This window comes from Aminobacterium sp. MB27-C1 (genome assembly GCF_030908405.1).
Classification (GTDB): Bacteria; Synergistota; Synergistia; order Synergistales; family Aminobacteriaceae; genus Aminobacterium.
In genome coordinates this window covers 374455-395284 of sequence record NZ_CP133089.1, presented here as the reverse complement: position 1 = coordinate 395284, position 20830 = coordinate 374455, and the positions used below count along the sequence as shown (strand labels likewise).

The following is a 20830-nucleotide window of genomic DNA, read 5'->3' as shown; positions in this document are numbered from 1 at the left end:
CCCCCTTAGTCGGCTCTGCCAATGGCCAGTTTTTCAACGACATGACCATTAACAACGTGTTCAGTAATAATGACGGGGATATCAGAAGGTTTCACATTACCATATGTAATACGCATCCCGTCACGAATAACATCTACTAAAGGCTCATTCTGGCACATACCGATACAACCGGTTGTCTGCACATTGACATCAGTCAACTTTCTCTTCTCAACTTCATCCATAATAGCAGTCATTACTTCGCGGGCTCCTGCAGCAATTCCACAAGTTCCCATACCAACAATAATAACGACTTTTCCTTCGGAACGGGCTGAAGTTAAATCTTTAGATTTCTCGCGAATTTTTTTAAGCTCTTCCAAATTATTAATTTTAGCCATTGCCGTCCTCCTCGTTATTCGAACTTAGCAAGTATTCCGGCCACCATGTCAGGGGCAAGACGTCCAAAAGTCTGGTTATCTACCATCATGACAGGGGCTAGTCCACATGCACCAAGGCAGGCGACCGGCTCTATCGTATATCGTAAATCATCAGTTGTTTCGTTTTCGCTAACGCCTGTAAGCTCTTTGACCTTGTCAAGGATTTTCAAACTGCCACGAACGTGGCAAGCCGTTCCTCGACAAACTCGAACAACATGTCTGCCCCGTGGTTTCAAATGAAACTGTGCATAAAATGTCGCTACTCCATAAATTTCAGCTTTTGCAATCTTAAGCTCTTTGGAGATTGTTTCCATGACTTCGGGGGGCAGGTACCCGAATTCGTGCTGAGCTTCCTGGAGAATAGGAATGAGACCACCTTTCTTTCCCTTCCAAGGAGCCACAATTTCCCGCGTTTTCTGGATTCGTTCCAACTCCACCTGTGACATGATTCCCCTCCTTGTTGTGAACTCCCGAAATGACTTCGGGAACTTTTTCTCAAAGCAAATGCTCTTTATGAAGAACAAGAGATAGCAACATTAATTGCTATCTCTTTCACAATCTTAGAAAAAAACCATATTACGTATTTTCCATACAAAAGACACAGAAAAATCATCAATATAGATAAAAGCCGCTCCCCCTCGGAAAGCGGCCGGCAGTTTTCTTTTCGAGAGGGGTTCCATTATTGTCATCTCTTGGCCCCTCAAACTTTTCCATAGAGGTGATGAACTGAAGAAAAGGAATTTTCAAATTCCACGTTCATGCTATCACATGAATAAAAACTGTACAACCCAACTGAAAAGTGTATATTGCGTCCATTATTCAAAAAAACTAATATTGGGAAGTATGAAATGATGTCGCTTTAAAAAAAGCCCAAACATACATTCCAGGAACAATATTGAGTTCCTGGGCCGCTTCAGGAGTTATTCGAACAACCAGGGTGAGGCCCCTCACAGAAAGTGTAACAAGAACACAATTGTTGCCATTTTCATATGTAAGACTGTCAACAAGCATATACAGAGAATTCCGAGCCGAAATTCCGTCTACCTTTTTTACCGAGAGAACAATAGCGGAAGGATTAATATAAAGATTTTCTCCCTTTTCAGGAAAAACAGAAGAGGTGATCACCTGTCCATCTTGCAAGTAAAGTTTTGCCATGTCTCCCTTTTTTTCCCAAATCCCTTTTATGAGATTATCACGTGCGGAAAAAGAGAGTTTCCCTTCCGATAAGCTCATAATTTGGTCCGCGAGACTTTTAATCCAAATATCGTCATGGCTAACAAGAAAGATAGTTGTCCCCCATTTCTCTCGCCAAACTTTGATAGATTGCTTCATTAAATCGACACTATTTTGGTCGACACTAGCTGTGGGTTCATCTAAAAGTAAAACCTGAGGTCTTAATATAAGGCGACTTGCAAGAGCAACACGTTGAGCTTCTCCTCCAGAGAGTTCAAACCACTTTCTTTTCGCAAAATTTTCAGGTTCAAGACCAACAAAAAGAAGAGCCTGCTCCACCCTTTTAAACAATTCCTTACCACTGATTCCACGTATTTTTAAACCAAAAGCAACGTTTTCCCATACCGTTCTTTTCAAAAGATATGACTCTTGCAACAAGAGCGTTACTGATCTTCGATCTTCCACCGAGAAAGTTTCTATTTTTCTGTTTTTAAAATAGAGTTCACCTTCTGTCGGCCTTTCAAGAAAAGCAAGAATGCGAAGAAGGGTACTTTTTCCGCTACCATTAGCACCGAGAAGTCCTATTATTTCACCTTGCTCTATATCTAAATCTGGGATGTCGAGCACACAACGTCCGCTATAAAAATGTCTGACTTTTTTAAGAGAATATATAGAGCTCATGCCGCACTCCTCCGCTTAAACTCAGCAAGCATCAAATTGACCACTAAAACAAGTGATAAGAGAACCAAACCCAAAGCGATGCCCATAGCAAACTCGCCCTTGCCTGTTTCAAGCGCAATAGCTGTTGTTATAGTACGAGTATGCCATTTTATATTGCCACCAAGCATCATTGACACTCCCACCTCTGAAATAATACGACTGTATGCTGTTATTGCGGCAACTATAACAGCATAACGAGCTTCCCATAGAGTACTTAATGTAAGCTGTCTCTTTGTTGTTCCAAGAGTCAGAAGTGTCTGGCGGAGTTGCACTTCAAGTCCTTCGATAGCAGAAGCGGTAAGAGCTACGACTATAGGTAATCCCAATACAATTTGTCCCAGAGCAATGCCTTCAGTTGTAAAAAGCAATCCCCATGATCCCAATGGACCCCGTCTGGAGATAAAAGAATAAACAAGCAATCCTACAACCACTGTGGGAAGAGCCAAGAGCGTGTCAACACAGGTTCGAATAATATTCCTCCCCGGAAAAGGAACGCTCCCGAGAAAAAAACCTGCCGGAATACCAATAAGAAGAGTGAGGAAAATAGAAAGAGATGACACCTTTAATGTAGTTACAATAGCAGACCATGTCTGTGCATCACCAGATAAAAGAAGACTGAAGGCTTTTAAAATTCCTTGAGAAATATAATCCATAAAGATATTCCTCCAGTTAAAGAAAGCGCCACCCTGTTAAGGCAGCGCTTTCTCTATAAAATATGCTTTTTACTGCGCATCAGCATTCGGGAAAAAGAGAGTCTTTCCAAGCAATTCAAACTTTCCTATTTTTTCCTGAACTTGAGGAGAGACGATCCAATCTATAAATTTAAGAGCCAGATCATACTTGACATTGTCACAGCGGGCAGGGTTAACAGCAATGACACTATATTGGTTTCTTAGAACGGGATCTCCCTCTACTACTATTGCAAAAGGTGAATTCCCTTTGCTTACATCCTCATATTTGATAAAAGTTCCACGATCAGTCATTGTATATGCAGAGCGCTCTGCCGCTATATTGATCGTATTAATCATTCCTTGACCAGTCTGTATATACCATGCCTCTTTATCAGGCGCTAAACCAGCTTCTTTCCAAAGGTTCATTTCCATAATGTGTGTACCTGATTTATCTCCTCGACTTGCAAAAGAAGCATTGGAAGACGCTATTTTACTCAAAGCTTCAACAACAGTCAGCTCTTTAATTCTCGCGGGATCATCTTTAGGACCGATGATAATAAAATCATTGTACATTGTTTGTCGTCTATTTACCCCATATCCATCTTCCACATACTTCTTTTCTGTATCAGGAGCGTGAACAAGCAATATATCTACATCACAATTTTTACCTAATTCCAGGGCCTTTCCAGTTCCAACGGCAACCCACTGTAATTCAATACCTGTATCGGCTTTGAAAAGAGGAGCAAGGTAGTCAAGCAATCCGGTATTGTCTGTACTCGTTGTAGTCGCCATACGTAATACTGGTGTTTCAGCCCAGGCACAAGAAGCAAAAACAAAGAGCGCTACGAAAAGAAAAGCTACAATCTTTTTTTGCATTTTACACATTCTGACTATTCCTCCTTTACATAAAATAAAACCCTCACAAGCTTTAAGCCTATGAGGGCAACATATCATAACGAATATTTAAATTCAATATTAAATACTTATACTATAACGTAATAAGAAAATATTTACGAGGCTCTTCCTAACGACAAAGACATTTTAGACGTTGCACGAATGAGGGAGAAATCCGCTTTTGCACAATACCAATTGCCATAAGAATCCTTCTGCCAATATCCCTGGCACTCGTTCATCTTTTTGCTCGAAACTGCATGCTCACTATTATACCAATTTCCGTTCATGTCTTTCATCCACATAGACATCGCCTCCCTCATAGGAAGCATTATACGTCAACACTCAATATAATGCAACCGGTTGCATTATATTTTTTCGTTATCCTTTTCTTCGACTCTAAAGCGCTCAAAATCCCGAAATTGGCGCCGTAGTAAAAAGGCACCGAATAAGCCTCCTCCCACATCAGAGAATGGAAATGCCAACCAAACTCCATCAGTTCCAAGAAGAGGAGGGAGGATTAAAAGCGGCGGAATGAAAAAAATAACCTGCCTCATAATATTGAGTATTAAGCTCTGACGGCCCAAACCTAAAGCCTGAAACGTATATGATGCAATGATTGTAATCCCAGCAAAAACTACGCAGCTGTAAGAAATAACAAGCCCTCTTGCTGCTAGATTAATAAGTTCTGGGCTCGTCGTATTAAAAATCATAACGAGAGGTCGGGCCAAAAAGAAAACGATAATAAAGCTCAAACCGAAAAACGATAAGGCTCCGGCAAGTGCCCACTTCACCGTCGATTTAACCCTGTCGATATGTTTAGCACCGAAGTTATACCCTATGATAGGTTGAGCTCCTTCACCGATCCCCAAAACAGGAAGGAAAAGCATAGAATCAAGACTAAAAAATATTCCCAGAGCTGATATAGCTATTTCTCCACCATAAACCTTCAAAACTTGATTCAGTAGCCCTAAAATAAAAGTAAAGGTCGCCTCAAGTAAAAAAGGAGCCATTCCTATGGAAACAATCCTTTTAACTATTCTTTTGCGCAATCGTAAATTTATCAATCGAATACGTAAACGTCCTTTATTCCTCGCGTAAAAGGATGTTGCCCATAAAGCAGCTATAAGCTGGGCAGTAATGGTAGCAAAAGCAGCTCCTTCAAGCCCCATATTAAGCCCCATTATCATAACTGCATCAAGAACGATGTTTGCCCCGGCCCCTAGAAGGAGGGTCATCATTGCAAAACGGGGAGATCCTTCAGCTCGAATAAAGTAGTTAAAACCAAAACTAAAAAGAGAAAAGGGAACCCCCATAAGAATAATTCGCAAATATTTCCTGGCTTCTGGCAATAATAAATCAGTTGCTCCCCCCAAACGCAAAATATCGTCTAGGAAAAGCCACCCCAAAATCACGCCTAAAACACTTGCTATGGCAAGAAGAGCAACTGCATTCCCCATAATAACTTCTGCTTGTCGTCTCTTTTTCTCTCCAAGAGAAATTGAAATAAGAGCAGAAGAGCCGACTCCCACAAGCAGGCCCACTGCAATACCTGCAATCATAAAGGGAAAAGCAACAGCAATAGAAGCTATTCCCATAGGTCCAACTGCATGACCTACGAAAATTCTATCAACAATATTGTATAAAGCATTAGCAAGCAGTCCCACTATAGCAGGAGCTGAAAAATGAAAAAGAAGACGGGGGATTGACTCTTCCCCCATCCTTCTTGTAGTCTCCACATCTATTCACCTACCAAATAAAATTCTTTCGATACTATTGTTAATTTTCTCCGGGATATCCTAACTCCCTTGTTAAACTTTGAAGAGTTTCAAGAGCTTCTCTGGGAAGCTTATCTACTCCTCCCCGTTCCGATTCTCTTGATTTAACAAAAGCAATTCGATCTTTAATGCGAGCAAAAATTTCTTTTTTATAGTTCACATCGTTGAGTGAAACAGAGAAATCATCGATATGCATTATTTCAATTGTACGCAGCGGGCCAAAAGGTTTAAAGGAGGCATGCCCTTCAATGATTGATTCGAGTATTGAAAGAGTATGGCAAGGCTGCACTTTTTTGCCCATAAAATCTCCCGTATTTAGAATATAACAGTTTACACCACTATCAAAAAGGGCTTTAAAGCGATTGTAATCTATGCTTAACGGATACGTTCTGAAGGGGTTAGCATAGGGTTCAAAAACAAGAGCATTCGGGTCAACTCCAGGAGCAAGACGTTCTGCCGTCGTTCTTCGCGTAGCTAATGTTGCCCCCATAGTTGCTCCCAAAACCGGATCTGTAAGTTTGAGAACTGGAGGAATAGTTGGATCTTTCATTAGCCAGAAGATAGCATTTATAGGTTCATCTATTCGATCGACACGAGTTGGAGACCAAAGTTTAGACTTTATAGCTCTTCCATTTCCATTACGGAGATCCTCTGTAACGGCACAAACAAGGCCATTCTCATTACGCACCGCTCCGCAATTCTGAAGCGTAACAATAAATTTATTATCATCACACCCCATAGGATAATCCTGAACTTTATCAAAATACGAAGGTTCCAAAGCTATGGAATACCTATCTTTAAGATTAATAACGAAAGCATCGTCATGAAGTACGGTAATATCATATCTATTTTGGTGCCGAGCATGAGTGATAGTAGATTTTCCCGACCCGGAAAGGCCGAAAACAGCGGCAACAAAGGAACGCCCTCCAGAAAGATTATATCTTTTTAATCCTCCATGACACGAAGCAAAACCATTGCGTACGGCAGTTCCCCACGCCAATGTCAGTGTTCCCTTCTTTAGCTCACCGAAATAACGCATTCCTAAAACAGCAGCACAATTATGCTCTGGATCAAAAAGTGACAAGCCTAAAGGATGATCTGGATGTTTCCAGTCTGGATCTGCCAATATATAGATATCACCCTCAACATATTTTTTAGACTCTTTGTACATTTCATTGTAAATTTTATTTATATACTGGAAATTTAGAACCCAATTATAGAGCATATTTTCATGCCCTTTAGGAATGAGAAGGTGGGCTCTAACCATGAAGTCTTTCTCAAGACCAATAACAGCTTCCGTAGCATATAAATCTTTATAGCGCATATTGTAGACTGCTTCCCGCAACTTTGTCGCGTACTCATCAAGAGACACGTTAGGCTCACCAATAATACGTCTCGCTGCTGCGCACCGTCCTACGACAGCTCCATCATTAAAAAGAAGGACATTGCATCCCGTTGGAAGTCCCTGCCATTCCGGTTCATATACTGGCATTCCCGTCAGTTCCACTGTTCCAGGGCTTCTTTTTGCGAGTTCATATGCTTCACGCGGTGTTGTTATATGGAAAACGTTATTACCCCAAAAAGCAGTTTCGATGGTGGTTCTGATTCGTGAGGTAATTTTTTTGAAAGATTCGTCATCTTTGTAATTTCCGAAAGTCGCCATGTGAACACTCCTTTTCTCCACTGGCTCATAAAATGTTAAAAATATCAGAAGACAAGATGTCATTCATCTTACAATATGCACACGATTCCGACTAGAAGCAAAAAGAGAAAAAAAGAGAAGTACGAAGAAAATCCATACATATAGCGTTATAATATTATAAATGACGCTATATAGACTCATATAAACATTTGGTCTTTTCTATAAAGCACTGTATAATCGGACCTCGTGCATTTGAAATTACTCCCATAATTAAGGAGGCCTCTACTGTGATACATCGAATACGGAAAAGAGATGGCCATGAAGTACCCTTCGATGAAAAGAAAATTACAACGGCTGTAATGAAAGCGGCTAAAGCTGTTAATCATGCAAACCCCGCAGAAGTCGGCCAAGAAATTACTCGGCAAATCGTTTCTCTTCTTGAAATTTTCTATAAGGAGGAAGGAATTCCTACCGTAGAACAAGTACAGGATCTTGTGGAAAAATTCCTGATAGAGAAGGGATATGCCTCTATAGCAAAAGCATATATTCTGTATCGAGAGCAGCACGCCAAAATGAGAGATACGCAAAAACTTCTCGGCAGTGCAGCAGACATGATCAACAAGTATCTTAAAAAGCTAGACTGGAAAGTCAATGAGAACAGTAATATGAGTTACTCCCTTCAAGGGCTTAATAACTATATTGCATCTGAACTAACTGCTCAATACTGGCTTCAAGAGATATATTCACCTCGAGTACGGGAACGCCATATTGCAGGTGATTTGCATATTCATGATTTGAGTAACCTCTCAGTATATTGTTGTGGCTGGGACCTTTATGATCTTCTTGTAAGCGGGTTTACTGGAGTACAGACGAAAATGAGCAGTAAGCCAGCGAAACATTTTAGAAGTTTGCTTGGACAAATTGTTAATTTTTTCTATACGATGCAAGGAGAATCTGCTGGAGCTCAGGCATTTTCTAATTTTGATACATATCTGGCTCCTTTTATCTATTACGATAATCTTACATATCGTGAGGTAAAGCAGGCTCTACAAGAATTTATTTTTAATCTGAATGTTCCCACCCGTGTAGGATTCCAGACACCTTTTACGAATATTACGATGGACCTTATCCCCCCTGCTGTTCTTGGTGGCCTTCCAGCGATAGTAGGTGGTCAACCTATGGATAAAACATATAAGGACTTCCAGAAAGAAATGGATATGCTCAATTGCGCTTTTGCGGAAGTCATGCTAGAGGGAGACGCTACAGGCAAAGTCTTCCCCTTCCCTATTCCCACATACAACATAACGCAGGATTTTGATTGGAATAATGACGTGCTCAACTCGGTATGGGACATGACCGCTCGTTATGGAATCCCATATTTTTCGAACTTCATTAACTCCGATATGAGTCCAGACGATGCTCGTTCTATGTGTTGCCGTCTACGTTTGGACAATAGAGAGCTCCGAAAAAGAGGCGGTGGCCTTTTTGGTTCGAATCCCATGACCGGATCAATAGGTGTCGTGACTTTAAATATGCCTCGTATCGGCTATCTCGCCAAGGATGAAGAGAACTTTTTACAGCGCACATTTGAACTTATGGATATAGCAAAAGAAAGTCTCGAGATAAAACGAAAAATTCTTGAACGATTAACAGATGCAAACCTTTATCCTTACTCTAAATTCTATCTTCGCTCTATAAGAGAAGAAACTGGAATGTATTGGAATAACCACTTTAATACGATTGGCATTAACGGAATGAATGAAGCATTGATGAACTTTATGGGTAAAACCATTGCAGACCCCGAAGGGATGGCATTTGCAACTCGAGTGATGACAGCTATGAGGCAACGTCTCTCAGATTTTCAGGAAGAGACTGGCAATCTTTACAATCTTGAAGCAACTCCAGCTGAAGGAACAAGCTATCGCTTTGCACGCCTCGATAAAGACCGTTACGGCAATAGCATTATTGCTGCCAACGAGGATAAAGTGAGACGTTGGGGAGCAGAACCTTACTATACAAACTCAACTCAGCTACCAGTAGGATATACCGATGATATTTTTGAAGCTTTGGAACTTCAAGACAACCTCCAGACACTCTACACAGGAGGAACCGTTTTCCATGGTTTCCTAGGAGAAAGTATGCCTAGCGGTGAAAGCACGAAGCGTTTGGTTCGAAAAATTGCAGAGAACTTCCATCTTCCTTATTTTACGATTACGCCTACTTTTAGTATTTGTCCCATTCATGGCTATATTCCAGGAGCTCACGAATATTGCCCTTACTGCGATGCAGAAAATGGATATGAGGAAGAAGTGAAAACGAAGTGATTTTAGCTGGTATTGTTCCGTCAAGTCTCATCGATTATCCAGAGAAAGTTTCAGCCGTTATTTTTACAAAAGGATGTAACTTTCGGTGTCCTTACTGTCATAATCCGGAACTGGTAGTGGGAAAAGAAACATCACATATTTCAGAAATTGATTTTTTTGATTTGCTTAAAAAACGAACCGGCCTTCTTGACGGCGTCGTTATCAGCGGAGGAGAACCCACGTTACACTCTGATCTTTTACATTTTGTAGAAAAAATAAAAGGAATGGGTTTTCTTATAAAAATCGATACGAATGGTAGCAAACCTGAAATCATACAGACTTTATTGGAAAAAGAGCTTGTAGATTATATTGCAATGGACGTCAAAGCATCTCCAGATCAATATGTTTCGACAGCAGGATACAACGGTTCTATAGAACCCATATTTCAAACCATTAAGCTATTGGAAAAATCCTCTGTCTTTCACGAGTTTAGAACTACCGTTGTACCTGGATTTACTGATGAAGAAGAGATTGAAAAAATAGGTAAAATGATAGAAGGCTCAAAGAAATATTTTATTCAAAATTTCAGACCTTCTAATACTCTTTTAAATGAACTATCTAAGCAACGTGGTTTTTCAATAGCTGAATTAGAGCATTTCAAAGAGATCGCTTTAAAATATGTTTTAAATGTGGAAATACGTAACTAGAGAATTAAAGACGAAACTGAGTTTAAGGAGAAAGTTAAGGAGGAGAAAAAATGAATAGCGCAAAACGGACTAAGTGTGAAGTTTATTCACGTGTCGTAGGTTTTTTAACTCCCGTCTCCCAATGGAATAAAGGGAAAAAAGAAGAATTCAAAGATAGAAAAACATTCGATAACGTTTTAAGAAAAGAAGAAAAATAGGAAGAACTTAAAAATATAAAAATAAACAATCTATTAGACTCTTCATAAAGGGATCCTGAATTTCAGGGTCCCTTTATGTTTTTACACTCCAGTTTTTTTAAAATCGTGCTACAATAAAAACATTGTAAAAAAGGCTTCCCACCGGAATTGGAGGGAGATATGATGTCATCTCTGTTTATTTCCGCACTTACTAAAAACTTCGGGAAACTTAAAGCCGTCGATAATTTTTCTCTAGAAATAGCCAGTGGTACTGTTCATTCTTTAGTTGGTGAAAATGGAGCAGGAAAATCTACAGTTGTAAAATGTGTTTATGGTTTATATTCACCCACATCAGGCTCTTTCGAGCTTAACAAACAGAAAATTTCAATAAAAACCCCTCGGGATGCAATGAAATACGGAATTGGAATGGTTCATCAACATTTTATGCTTGTCCCCTCGCTGCCTGTGTATAAAAACGTAGTTCTTGGCGACGAACCTTTTCATGGTTTGGTTTTTGATGATAAGCAGGCAATAGAAAGCGTTGCGTCACTCTCTTCACAGTATGGACTCGAAATTGACCCTTTAGCTCCTGTTCACTCTTTACCGGTAGGTATTCAGCAGCGAGTGGAAATACTCAAACTTCTTTATAGAAAAGCCGAAATTCTTATTTTCGACGAACCAACAGCAGTTTTGTCTCCTAAAGAAATAGATGGCCTTTTTTCGATTATTAAAGAATTTCGTAAAGCTGGTAAAACCATTATTTTTATTGCCCATAATCTCAATGAAGTTCTCGCAATTTCTGACGTTATAACAGTCATGCGCAAAGGCAAACATATTGCCACGTTACCCCGTGCAGAGGCAAATGCAGAAAATCTGGCTTCTCTTATGGTTGGACACAGCGTACATATTCCTGTTTTAGAAGAAACTTCATCTCATGAATTAAAATCCTGTATTGAAATAAAAAATCTCACCGTTCTCGGGGACAGGCACCAAGAGGCTATAAAAGATTTTTCGCTGGAAGTTCATAAAGGAGAAATAGTAGGAATAGCAGGTATTACCGGTAACGGACAGAGCGAACTTGAAGAAGCTATTTCAGGTCTTCGTACCGTTAAAGAAGGGCAAATCTTTATGGGGGGAAAAGATATTACCTACCTATCTCCTCTGAAGCGAAGACGTGAAGGTTTTTCATATATCCCTGAAGATCGAATAAAAACAGGTTTAGCTCCCCTGGCCTCATTAAAAGACAACGCTCTTTTAGGCTATCAATATAAATCCTCCTTCTTAAAAAGAAACTTTTTCCAAAATTTCCCCGCCATCAAAAAATTCACTCAAAATCTTATGAAACAATATAACGTCATGGCTGCCAATGAAAATATTCAAGCAGGAACTCTTTCAGGAGGAAACATGCAGCGTCTTGTTATGGCGCGTGAATTAGAACAGGCTCCTGAATTTCTTCTTGTCTCTCAACCTACACGAGGTGTCGATATTGGTGGAATATCCTTTATACATGATCGTCTCCTTAGCTTACGAAAAGACGGAAAAGCTATTTTACTCATATCTGCAGACCTTGACGAAGTCTTATCTTTAAGCGATAGAGTTGCCGTTATCAACAGAGGAACATTAGTTGCCATTCTTCCTCGAAAAGAGGCAAATCGAACCCTTATCGGACGTTTAATGTTAGAGGGGGTATAAAAACGTGAATTATTCACTAAAAGACTGGTTTTCCCGCTATCGCGATCAATGCATCATTCTTATTTCTTTCGGCCTGAGTCTTCTTATTGGCTCTATTCTTATCCTTTTTTACGGAGCTAACCCAATTGAAGCCTATGCTGAAATGATTATAGGTGCTCTGGGAGACACCGATGCTTTTCTAGCTACTTTAGCACGAGCTGTTCCTCTTGTACTTTCAACAATGAGTATAGCTGTCGCTTTTTATGCCGGAATGTGGAATATTGGTGCTGAAGGGCAACTCTATCTCGGCGCCTTTGCAGCCGCTTTTATTGGAATAGAGTTTGCGGGGATGCCTGGTTTTATACTCATACCCCTTGGACTCGCCGCCGGAATAAGCGCAGCCGCTTTTTGGGCCTGGATTCCAGGCAAACTACATCTTGATCGTGGTCTCAATATTGTTGTTCTTACAATAATGCTTAATTCCATTGCCATCCTTTTTACGACCTTCCTTGCTACCGGACCATACGCAGGAGAAAGAACAAGTGCAGGAAGCACCGAAAAAATTGCTGAAGCCATGCGCCTTTCCCACTTCCAGATTTTTGGAACTCTTAACACTGGCATTTACATAGCTATAGTAGCAGTAGTTGCTGTTACGATTCTCATGACCCTCTCTGTATGGGGATATGATTGGCGCTCTTCCCGCATGAATATTCGCTTCGCACAATATGGAGGTATTGATGTACGAAACAGACAAATGACAGCCATGCTTTTAAGTGGAGCCCTTGCAGGTCTTGCCGGTTCCCTTTTGGTCATGGGAGACCACTATCGTTTTCTCATTAATATCTCACCTGGGTACACATGGACAGGAATGATACTGGCCATGATGGTTACTTATTCTCCTCTTGGAGGAATTATCGCCGCTCTTGTCTATTCCGTTATGAGCTCTGGAGCCCTTCAAATGGAGCTTATGACCGACATCCCTCAAGAGTTAGTGTCAGTCATTGTCTGCTGCGCCGTTCTTTTTGTAACTGCTGGAATATCTATCGCAAACCGTTTGGCAAATCGTATCAGGGAGGATTAAACCATGCTTGACTTTGTCAGAGCAACAATACGAATGTCTACCCCCTTATTGCTCACTGCTCTTGGCGGAACATGGACACAACAAACCGGTGTTCTCAATATCAGTCAAGAAGGAGCTATGCTCATTTCGTCTTTTTTTGCCGTCTGCGGCAATTATTTTTTTGAAAGTTGGGTTATCGGAATTCTTTTCGGCATGGCTGCGGGATTGCTTTTTAACATGTTATTCGCGCTCCTCTGCGTTTTTTTAAGAGCTAACATATGGGTAGTCGGAATGACCCTCAATATTCTTGCCGATAGTCTATCTATTCTTCTTATGAAAAGTATTTTCCATGTAAAGGGAGGATTCAGGGATCCACGTATGGTTCGCATTCCAGACGTACACATACCATGGCTTGGTGACCTTTCTTTAATCATAATAGTAGCCTTCGTTCTTTTCTTTATTTTTTGGTTCTTTGATTCCAAAAGTGTTTTTGGAATGCGTTTAAAAGCTGTAGGAGAAAATGAAGAAGCTCTTTCTGCCGCGGGAATTTCTCCGATACGTCTTCGTTTTAAGGCCCTCGCAATAAATGGGCTCATGGTCGGAATGGCCGGAGCATTTCTTTCTACTTCATATCTAGTTGCTTTTGTCAGCGGAATGAGTGCAGAGCGAGGTTGGCTTGCCGTAGCTGCTGTCATTTTTGGGGGAGGAAATCTCCTCTGGACTGTTGTGGGCGTTTTTCTCTTCGGTGCTGCGCAAACAGTAGGGATAGAGCTTCAATCCTTTGGATTTTCAAGCCATTTAGCTCTGATGCTTCCTTATATTTTAGTTATTTTTGCATTGATTTTCAAAAACTGGAAACGAATGAAGCGGGCACAACAGGCCTGATTCAAAATACTCTCAGATGAGGTGATAAGGTATGAGTAAAAAAATATGGTGCCTTTTTTTAGCTGGCTTACTTCTCTTCGGAGTCATTGCCGCACCAGTTTTCGCCGCAGACAAAACAAAAGTAGCCCTTGTTATTGCCAATAAACTGGGCGATGCCTCTTTTTATGACTCTGCAAATGCGGGTCTTGAACGGGCTAAGAAAGAGCTGGGTATTGTCGGGAAGGTTGTAGAATGCAACTTCGACCCTGCAAACTATGTTCCTTATTTAGCAACTGCTGCTAAAAATTTCGATCTTGTATTTGTAGTAGGCTTCGAATTTATCGACGCTATAGAGCAAGTTGCACCCGAGTTTCCAAACACTGATTTCGCCTATTTTGACGTTTCTGGAGAAACAGCCCATGTAACATATGTCGACTTTAAAGAAAATGAAGGAAGTTTTTTGGCAGGAGCTCTCGCCGCGATGATGACAACACGAGAAAACGATCCACATGTTAATAAAGATGCCATTATAGGAGCAGTCGGTGGAGAAGATATCCCCGTTATTCACAATTTCTTTGTGGGATATGAACAAGGAGCCAAGTACGTTAACCCTAACTGTAAAATTCTTACCGGTTTTGTCGGAAGCTGGTCAGACCCCGCTAAAGGAAAAGAGATGGCCTTAAATCAGTATCATAACGGTGCTGACGTTATCTTCCAGGTTGCCGGCGGTACTGGAGAGGGTGTAATTGCTGCTGCAAAAGAGGCAAACTTCTATGCTATTGGCGTCGACTCGCCACAAGAATATCTTGCCCCTGAAGTCGTTCTCACTTCTATGCTGAAACGCCTCGACAACGCTGCATTCGACCTTATAAAAGCAAAACAGGAAGGGACATATCCAAGAGGACAAGTCGTATCTTATGACCTGAAAAATAACGGCGTCGGACTTTCATGGACTGACAGTGCTCTCAAACTTGTTCCCGAAGACGTAAGAGTTAAACTTGAAGAAATTACTAAAGATGTCGTGGAAGGCAAAATTGTTGTTGAAGAATATAAATAAGAGGAGATGAGGTTATGGGAAGGAAATTAACGAGAGGACTTTTGGCCTTTTGTCTTGTCCTCCTCCTTGCCGTAAGCGCCTTTGCTGCAGATGGGACAGTTACATTCATCACTATGAATGATATTCATGGACACATTTATCCATACTCAATTAGTCAAGAAAAAAATGGGGAGAAGGTCAAAGTTGAAGTTGGAGGTATGGCCCGTGCTTCTACAGTTATAAGAACGGAAAAAGCTAAAAATCCAGGGAATGTTTTTGCTCTGGAGATGGGAGATATTAATGAAGGGCCACTTTTCTTTTTCTATAAAGGTCTTCCCGAAGTCAGATCTCTCAATTTAGCTGGAATTGACGTTGGAACGTTGGGGAATCATGAATTTGACCTGGGAGCTGCTGTTCTCGAAGATGTTATGCGTTATGCCAAGTTCCCTTTTACTATCGCCAATCTGTATACGGATCTCCCAGCTTTTAAAAATCTCTATCACCCTTACGTTATAAAGTATGCAGCCAATGGATTAAAAATAGGCTTCTTTGGTCTCATCGCTCCTGAACTCGCTACAGTAACGACTGGAAGTCGCCAATTCAGAGTAGGACAAAATCTTATTGAAGAAGCACAACGTATGGTGAACATACTACAAAAGGAAGAGTGCGATGTTATTGTCGCTATGACTCACATCGGAGTGTACGCAGATCGAGCCATTGCAGAATCTGTAGAAGGTATTCATATTATTACAGGCGGGCACACCCATACATTAATCGAAACGCCAGAAATTATAACCGGCCCTAACGGGTGGAAAACGATGGTTACTCAGTCCGGTTCAATGGGGAGATATACAGGCATTGCCCGAGTTGCCATAAAAAATGGCAAGCTTGATGAAGAGCACTCGACGTGGGTAGCCAGAGAGCTCACGACTGCTATCCCAATGGATAAAAGAGTATCATGGCTCATTGACCCCTTCCAGCAAAAGCTTGATGAACAACTAGGTGAACCTATAGGCATCATGGATCAGGACGCAGATGCCAGAAAAATCATGGTAAGAGGACAAGAAGCTCCTATAGGAAACTTTATTGCTGACGCCCTTCGCTGGAATGGACAAACACAAATAGGTCTCATGAACGGAGGAAGCATCAGAGGAGACAAAGTCTATCCCGCAGGGGAAGTTTCATATAAGACTCTCTATGAAATGCTTCCTTACGGTAATACTCTTGTACGTTTTGAACTTACGGGAGAACAAATTCGAAACATTCTTGAAGTTTCTGCCTCTGCCCTTATTCGTGAAGGTGATGGGTACGATGGCAATCTGAGAACTCCAACTGGCGGATTCATTCAGGTAGCTGGACTTAAAGTGACTTATGACTTAAGTCGCCAACCTGCAATTATCAACAACGAAGGGGAACTTGTTAAGACTGGAAACCGCGTTGTCGACGTATTAGTAGAACACGAAGATGGAACATGGACACCTTTAAATCCCCAGGCTGTCTATACAGTTACAGCTAACGATTGGTTGGGCACAGGTGGAGACAAACATTACATATTTAAAATGGCAGGACCTACCGCCTATAGTCTACAGTTAGGAGATGTTGAAAGTCTTGCACAATATGTTCGCCATGTGGGGCACATAACGCTTCAAGAAGAAGGAAGAATAACGATTCGTTAGAACAGATTCGTTCCTATGATAGTTCACCCCCCCAACTTAGCTACAAAAGCGAAGTTAGGGGGGTCTTCTTATTTTCTGTCTATATATTGGGCACTCCATTCTCCGCCATAAAAATTATAATCAAATTCGTTTTGTCCAAACCACGTTCCAGAAAGACTCCCCTTTGAATAGGTCCCTTTCAAATCACAGAAAAATCCATTATCGGAACGATATCTACTATCGTGATAGTCTATTACAGTCATTTTTCCCGAAATCGACGCTTTAATGGTGGCATTCTCAGGGTTATAGGTTCCCTTAAAAGGCGAGTTTATATCCATCTTATATTTGGAATCTTTATATGATCCAGCAAAAACACCACGTACAGAGGTACCAGAAATAGTCAATTGGAGAGATCCAGAAAACCCCTTGCCGCTAAAAACACCTTTATAATCTCCATCAACTCTCATCTTACCAGCCACAGTCTTCACTGTTTCCTCTTTATTTTCAGATTTCTTATGAATGGATTTCGCCACCAAAGCTTTCGTGAAGCCACTTCCACTCCTTACCACTATCTGAATCCCCTGGGCATCTCCCATAGCCATGGCCGGAACAGAAGTCGACTGCCCCGGAGACAACGAGATAGTGTTGCTGCTTCCCTGCCCCCAACCTACTCCTCCCGACTTAATCTCGTTGATAGCCGCTAATGTCATCGATACGTTATCCACAACATGATCGGAAACATTCGTCACCACAATATCGAAATAAGTCGTATCTCCTTCTCCCTTACGAGCTGATACGCTACAGACAAGGGGCTCAGCTAGCGAAACCTTCTTTTCAACCTTCGGCTCTGGTAAAACTTCTACCTCATCGGGCTTCTCTGCTACAACTGCTTGAGCCTCTTCTGGCATATCCGGATCGGGAAGAGCTTCATCCAACCCTATCTCCGATTCTTGGTCCGATACAAGTTCTGACTTTTCTTCCTCTTTCTCTGCTGGCTGATCTTCTTCCTCTTTTTCTTCCTTCAACTTCTCTTCCGCAACGTGCTTACGCTCAGCAATTCGCTTCTCCTCATTTTCCTTCGCGATCTCCGCTGATATATCTGCTTCTATCTCTATTTCCTGCTGTAAATTTTCAGGGGTTCTATCTTTTCCTTCCAATCCATACTTATCGCAGAGCACATCAAAAGTATTCTTTGCTATGAGCATTTCTATCGCCGCTCTCTCAAGCTCTTCTTCCGTCTTCAAATCACTATGCTTCTTTATATATGTGAAGAGAATTGCTCGCGTCGATCCTGAAAAGATCGTATAAAGCTCATCATTTCTCTTGAACTCTTTATACGTCCCTGGGAATTGATAGACCGTCGTAAGTCCTTCATCTCCACGCAACAGCTTGTAACTCTTCTCAAGCTCCGATGTGGCCAGCCAATGGAAGGTCTTCTCTCCCGCATATTTCCCCACATTCCCAACTGCCACCATATAACCTACAACGGGAATTGACGAAACAGCTTTACCTGCAGCAAAGTCACCTACCTGTTGCATCGCCTTTTTGTAGTTGCCTTCGAGAACACTCTGCCCAATGGATGCCAGCGCCGACGTATCGGAAGCTATTCCCAAAACCTGCGGGGAAGAACCTAAAAACGTCGTCACAAAATCATTGGCGGTTGCTATCGGATCTGGCTGAAACTCTTCTATCTGCGAAGAATGTGACGACGGTGTCTCTCCACATACCACTGACGAACTCGCTATAAAACATATACACACAATAAGAAGAACGATGCCCTTTCTTGAAATCATCCTCTTCCTCCTACTGATTTAAAAAATATAACTCTTACTACAGAAAAGTAGCAATTTCTCGTAAATCAAATAATGTGAGATCAATAGGACGTCCCTTTTCTCTCGATCTATTTCTTAACAAGTAGCTCGGGTGAAAAATAGGACGAATCTGCATTTCTTTTTTTTCTAAAGTCCATGTATAAAATTGACCTCGTAGTGCTGTAACTCCCTTCCGTGTATTTAAAAACCATTGTGTCGGAGTATTTCCAGCTGTAACAACTAAGGCTGGAGAAAGTTCGTCTATCTGTTCTTTTAAAAAAGGCCAACATGCCTCAATCTCTTCTTTAGTTGGTTTTCTGTTCTCAGGCGGACGACATTTCACCATATTGGTAATGAAAAAATTTTCACGTGTCAAACCTACCTCTTCCATCAGTTGTCTCAACAAGTTACCTGATCTTCCGACAAAAGGCCGCCCTAATTCATCTTCCGTCGCTCCTGGAGCTTCTCCTATAAGCATAATCTTGTTTCGTATGTCTCCTTCTCCCATAACCGGCTGCCGGCGCTGAGCACATAATTGACATTTTTGACATGAATTGATCCTCTGTTGTATTGAAAAGATATCCATAGACGATTTATTCCTCCTATTGAGCACTCCATTGTCCACTTGAGGAGATATAACTACTTCCACCAGACCAATTCCCCGCAAGTTTCTTTTTTGAATATACCCCACTAAACGAACCTGAAATAGGTTCGTTTACGTTATATTTTTCTCCGTCAACTTTCATTGTTCCTGTAGCCATTCCAGACCAACTTGCCGAAATAGCACCAGTCTCCGGATCAAATGACCCTGTAATAGCTGCTTTATTTACGATCTTCTGATTAGGGTCGGTATATGACCCAGTCAAAACACCACGTACAGAGGTACCAGAAATAGTCAATTGGAGAGATCCGGAAATTCCTTGTCCTTTAAAAGCACCTCTATAACAACCATCAGCCACTATCTTTTTCTTATGAACAGATTTCGCCACCAAAGCTTTCGTAAAGCCACTTCCACTCCTTATCACAACCTGAATCCCCTGGGCATCTCCCATAGCCATGGCCGGAACAGAAGTCGACTGCCCCGGAGACAACGAGATAGTGTTGCTGCTTCCCTGCCCCCAACCTACTCCTCCCGACTTAATCTCGTTGATAGCCGCTAATGTCATCGATACGTTATCCACAACATGATCGGAAACATTCGTCACCACAATATCGAAATAAGTCGTATCTCCTTCTCCCTTACGAGCTGATACGCTACAGACAAGGGGCTCAGCTAGCGAAACCTTCTTTTCAACCTTCGGCTCTGGTAAAACTTCTACCTCATCGGGCTTCTCTGCTACAACTGCTTGAGCCTCTTCTGGCATATCCGGATCGGGAAGAGCTTCATCCAACCCTATCTCCGATTCTTGGTCCGATACAAGTTCTGACTTTTCTTCCTCTTTCTCTGCTGGCTGATCTTCTTCCTCTTTTTCTTCCTTCAACTTCTCTTCCGCAACGTGCTTACGCTCAGCAATTCGCTTCTCCTCATTTTCCTTCGCGATCTCCGCTGATATATCTGCTTCTATCTCTATTTCCTGCTGTAAATTTTCAGGGGTTCTATCTTTTCCTTCCAATCCATACTTATCGCAGAGCACATCAAAAGTATTCTTTGCTATGAGCATTTCTATCGCCGCTCTCTCAAGCTCTTCTTCCGTCTTCAAATCACTATGCTTCTTTATATATGTGAAGAGAATTGCTCGCGTCGATCCTGAAAAGATCGTATAAAGCTCATCATTTCTCTTGAACTCTTTATACGTCCCTGGGAATTGATAGACCGTCGTAAGTCCTTCATCTCCACGCAACAGCTTGTAACTCTTCTCAAGCTCCGATGTGGCCAGCCAATGGAAGGTCTTCTCTCCCGCATATTTCCCCACATTCCCAACTGCCACCATATAACCTACAACGGGAATTGACGAAACAGCTTTACCTGCAGCAAAGTCACCTACCTGTTGCATCGCCTTTTTGTAGTTGCCTTCGAGAACACTCTGCCCAATGGATGCCAGCGCCGACGTATCGGAAGCTATTCCCAAAACCTGCGGGGAAGAACCTAAAAACGTCGTCACAAAATCATTGGCGGTTGCTATCGGATCTGGCTGAAACTCTTCTATCTGCGAAGAATGTGACGACGGTGTCTCTCCACATACCACTGACGAACTCGCTATAAAACATATACACACAATAAGAAGAACGATGCCCTTTCTTGAAATCATCCTCTTCCTC

General features: G+C 41.5%; 19 protein-coding genes. 8 read left to right on the top strand and 11 right to left on the bottom strand.

Annotated features, from left to right (window positions below):
- Positions 1-5: 5 nt before the first annotated feature.
- The 8 genes from RBH88_RS01835 to RBH88_RS01800 form a co-directional block, all read right to left on the bottom strand.
- Positions 6-374, bottom strand: coding sequence for a ferredoxin (locus RBH88_RS01835; protein ID WP_213691553.1), 369 nt, complete (start codon positions 372-374; stop codon positions 6-8).
- 14 nt (positions 375-388) lie between these two features.
- Complete coding sequence (gene nuoE / locus RBH88_RS01830; RefSeq protein WP_213691554.1) at positions 389-859, bottom strand: NADH-quinone oxidoreductase subunit NuoE; 471 nt, start codon at positions 857-859, stop codon at positions 389-391.
- Between the two features lie 382 nt (positions 860-1241).
- Positions 1242-2267 (bottom strand): ATP-binding cassette domain-containing protein, encoded by a 1026-nt coding sequence (locus RBH88_RS01825; RefSeq protein ID WP_213691555.1) that lies wholly within the window; start codon positions 2265-2267, stop codon positions 1242-1244.
- Positions 2264-2959, bottom strand: a complete 696-nt coding sequence (locus RBH88_RS01820; protein ID WP_213691556.1) for an ABC transporter permease — start codon at positions 2957-2959, stop codon at positions 2264-2266. Before RBH88_RS01820 ends, RBH88_RS01825 begins: the two co-directional genes overlap by 4 nt.
- 69 nt (positions 2960-3028) lie before the next feature.
- Positions 3029-3862, bottom strand: a complete 834-nt coding sequence (locus tag RBH88_RS01815; protein WP_213691557.1) for a substrate-binding domain-containing protein — start codon at positions 3860-3862, stop codon at positions 3029-3031.
- Positions 3863-3987: 125 nt separating this feature from the next.
- The gene (locus RBH88_RS01810; protein WP_213691558.1) at positions 3988-4173 is read right to left on the bottom strand and encodes a hypothetical protein; all 186 of its coding nucleotides are present in this window, start codon (positions 4171-4173) and stop codon (positions 3988-3990) included.
- Positions 4174-4236: 63 nt separating this feature from the next.
- The gene (locus tag RBH88_RS01805; RefSeq protein ID WP_213695591.1) at positions 4237-5607 is read right to left on the bottom strand and encodes an MATE family efflux transporter; all 1371 of its coding nucleotides are present in this window, start codon (positions 5605-5607) and stop codon (positions 4237-4239) included.
- A gap of 40 nt (positions 5608-5647) precedes the next feature.
- Positions 5648-7309, bottom strand: a complete 1662-nt coding sequence (locus RBH88_RS01800; protein ID WP_213691560.1) for a phosphoenolpyruvate carboxykinase (ATP) — start codon at positions 7307-7309, stop codon at positions 5648-5650.
- A gap of 266 nt (positions 7310-7575) precedes the next feature.
- On the opposite strand from RBH88_RS01800, the gene RBH88_RS01795 reads away from it, so the two are divergent.
- The 8 genes from RBH88_RS01795 to RBH88_RS01760 all read left to right on the top strand — a co-directional run bounded on the left by RBH88_RS01795 (position 7576) and on the right by RBH88_RS01760 (position 16781).
- The gene (locus RBH88_RS01795; protein ID WP_213691561.1) at positions 7576-9612 is read left to right on the top strand and encodes a ribonucleoside triphosphate reductase; all 2037 of its coding nucleotides are present in this window, start codon (positions 7576-7578) and stop codon (positions 9610-9612) included.
- Positions 9609-10298 carry an anaerobic ribonucleoside-triphosphate reductase activating protein gene (locus RBH88_RS01790; protein WP_213691562.1) on the top strand — a complete coding sequence of 230 codons (690 nt, stop codon included), beginning with the start codon at positions 9609-9611 and terminating at the stop codon, positions 10296-10298. The genes RBH88_RS01795 and RBH88_RS01790 overlap by 4 nt, the downstream gene beginning before the upstream one ends.
- A gap of 50 nt (positions 10299-10348) precedes the next feature.
- Complete coding sequence (nrdD, locus tag RBH88_RS01785) at positions 10349-10495, top strand: anaerobic ribonucleoside-triphosphate reductase (RefSeq protein WP_213691563.1); 147 nt, start codon at positions 10349-10351, stop codon at positions 10493-10495.
- Positions 10496-10657: 162 nt separating this feature from the next.
- Positions 10658-12166: an ABC transporter ATP-binding protein gene (locus tag RBH88_RS01780; protein WP_213695590.1), complete on the top strand. Its 1509-nt coding sequence runs from the start codon at positions 10658-10660 to the stop codon at positions 12164-12166.
- 4 nt (positions 12167-12170) lie between these two features.
- The gene (locus tag RBH88_RS01775) at positions 12171-13226 is read left to right on the top strand and encodes an ABC transporter permease (protein WP_213691565.1); all 1056 of its coding nucleotides are present in this window, start codon (positions 12171-12173) and stop codon (positions 13224-13226) included.
- 3 nt (positions 13227-13229) lie between these two features.
- Entirely contained in the window at positions 13230-14090 is an 861-nt protein-coding gene (locus RBH88_RS01770; RefSeq protein ID WP_213691566.1) for an ABC transporter permease, read from the top strand.
- 31 nt (positions 14091-14121) lie between these two features.
- The gene (locus tag RBH88_RS01765; RefSeq protein WP_307879809.1) at positions 14122-15126 is read left to right on the top strand and encodes a BMP family protein; all 1005 of its coding nucleotides are present in this window, start codon (positions 14122-14124) and stop codon (positions 15124-15126) included.
- A gap of 14 nt (positions 15127-15140) precedes the next feature.
- Positions 15141-16781, top strand: coding sequence for a bifunctional UDP-sugar hydrolase/5'-nucleotidase (locus RBH88_RS01760; RefSeq protein WP_307879808.1), 1641 nt, complete (start codon positions 15141-15143; stop codon positions 16779-16781).
- Positions 16782-16849: 68 nt separating this feature from the next.
- On the opposite strand, the gene RBH88_RS01755 is transcribed toward RBH88_RS01760, so the two are convergent.
- From RBH88_RS01755 to RBH88_RS01745, 3 genes are read right to left on the bottom strand one after another with little or no spacing between them, the layout of a single operon-like run.
- Positions 16850-18553: a hypothetical protein gene (locus RBH88_RS01755; RefSeq protein WP_307879807.1), complete on the bottom strand. Its 1704-nt coding sequence runs from the start codon at positions 18551-18553 to the stop codon at positions 16850-16852.
- Positions 18554-18590: 37 nt separating this feature from the next.
- Positions 18591-19157 carry a uracil-DNA glycosylase gene (locus tag RBH88_RS01750; RefSeq protein WP_213701703.1) on the bottom strand — a complete coding sequence of 189 codons (567 nt, stop codon included), beginning with the start codon at positions 19155-19157 and terminating at the stop codon, positions 18591-18593.
- A 16-nt stretch (positions 19158-19173) separates the two neighbouring features.
- Complete coding sequence (locus RBH88_RS01745) at positions 19174-20820, bottom strand: hypothetical protein (protein WP_307879806.1); 1647 nt, start codon at positions 20818-20820, stop codon at positions 19174-19176.
- Positions 20821-20830: the final 10 nt, after the last annotated feature.

Bases quoted from the DNA above. Each gene is read 5' to 3' on its own strand.
- nrdD (WP_213691563.1), top strand. From the start codon at position 10,349: ATGAATAGCGCAAAACGGACTAAGTGTGAAGTTTATTCACGTGTCGTA.
- RBH88_RS01780 (WP_213695590.1), top strand. From the start codon at position 10,658: ATGTCATCTCTGTTTATTTCCGCACTTACTAAAAACTTCGGGAAACTT.
- RBH88_RS01825 (WP_213691555.1), bottom strand. From the start codon at position 2,267: ATGAGCTCTATATATTCTCTTAAAAAAGTCAGACATTTTTATAGCGGA.
- RBH88_RS01815 (WP_213691557.1), bottom strand. From the start codon at position 3,862: ATGTGTAAAATGCAAAAAAAGATTGTAGCTTTTCTTTTCGTAGCGCTC.
- RBH88_RS01770 (WP_213691566.1), top strand. From the start codon at position 13,230: ATGCTTGACTTTGTCAGAGCAACAATACGAATGTCTACCCCCTTATTG.
- RBH88_RS01760 (WP_307879808.1), top strand. From the start codon at position 15,141: ATGGGAAGGAAATTAACGAGAGGACTTTTGGCCTTTTGTCTTGTCCTC.
- RBH88_RS01765 (WP_307879809.1), top strand. From the start codon at position 14,122: ATGAGTAAAAAAATATGGTGCCTTTTTTTAGCTGGCTTACTTCTCTTC.
- nuoE (WP_213691554.1), bottom strand. From the start codon at position 859: ATGTCACAGGTGGAGTTGGAACGAATCCAGAAAACGCGGGAAATTGTG.
- RBH88_RS01810 (WP_213691558.1), bottom strand. From the start codon at position 4,173: ATGTGGATGAAAGACATGAACGGAAATTGGTATAATAGTGAGCATGCA.
- RBH88_RS01755 (WP_307879807.1), bottom strand. From the start codon at position 18,553: ATGATTTCAAGAAAGGGCATCGTTCTTCTTATTGTGTGTATATGTTTT.
- RBH88_RS01820 (WP_213691556.1), bottom strand. From the start codon at position 2,959: ATGGATTATATTTCTCAAGGAATTTTAAAAGCCTTCAGTCTTCTTTTA.
- RBH88_RS01745 (WP_307879806.1), bottom strand. From the start codon at position 20,820: ATGATTTCAAGAAAGGGCATCGTTCTTCTTATTGTGTGTATATGTTTT.
- RBH88_RS01800 (WP_213691560.1), bottom strand. From the start codon at position 7,309: ATGGCGACTTTCGGAAATTACAAAGATGACGAATCTTTCAAAAAAATT.
- RBH88_RS01750 (WP_213701703.1), bottom strand. From the start codon at position 19,157: ATGGATATCTTTTCAATACAACAGAGGATCAATTCATGTCAAAAATGT.
- RBH88_RS01835 (WP_213691553.1), bottom strand. From the start codon at position 374: ATGGCTAAAATTAATAATTTGGAAGAGCTTAAAAAAATTCGCGAGAAA.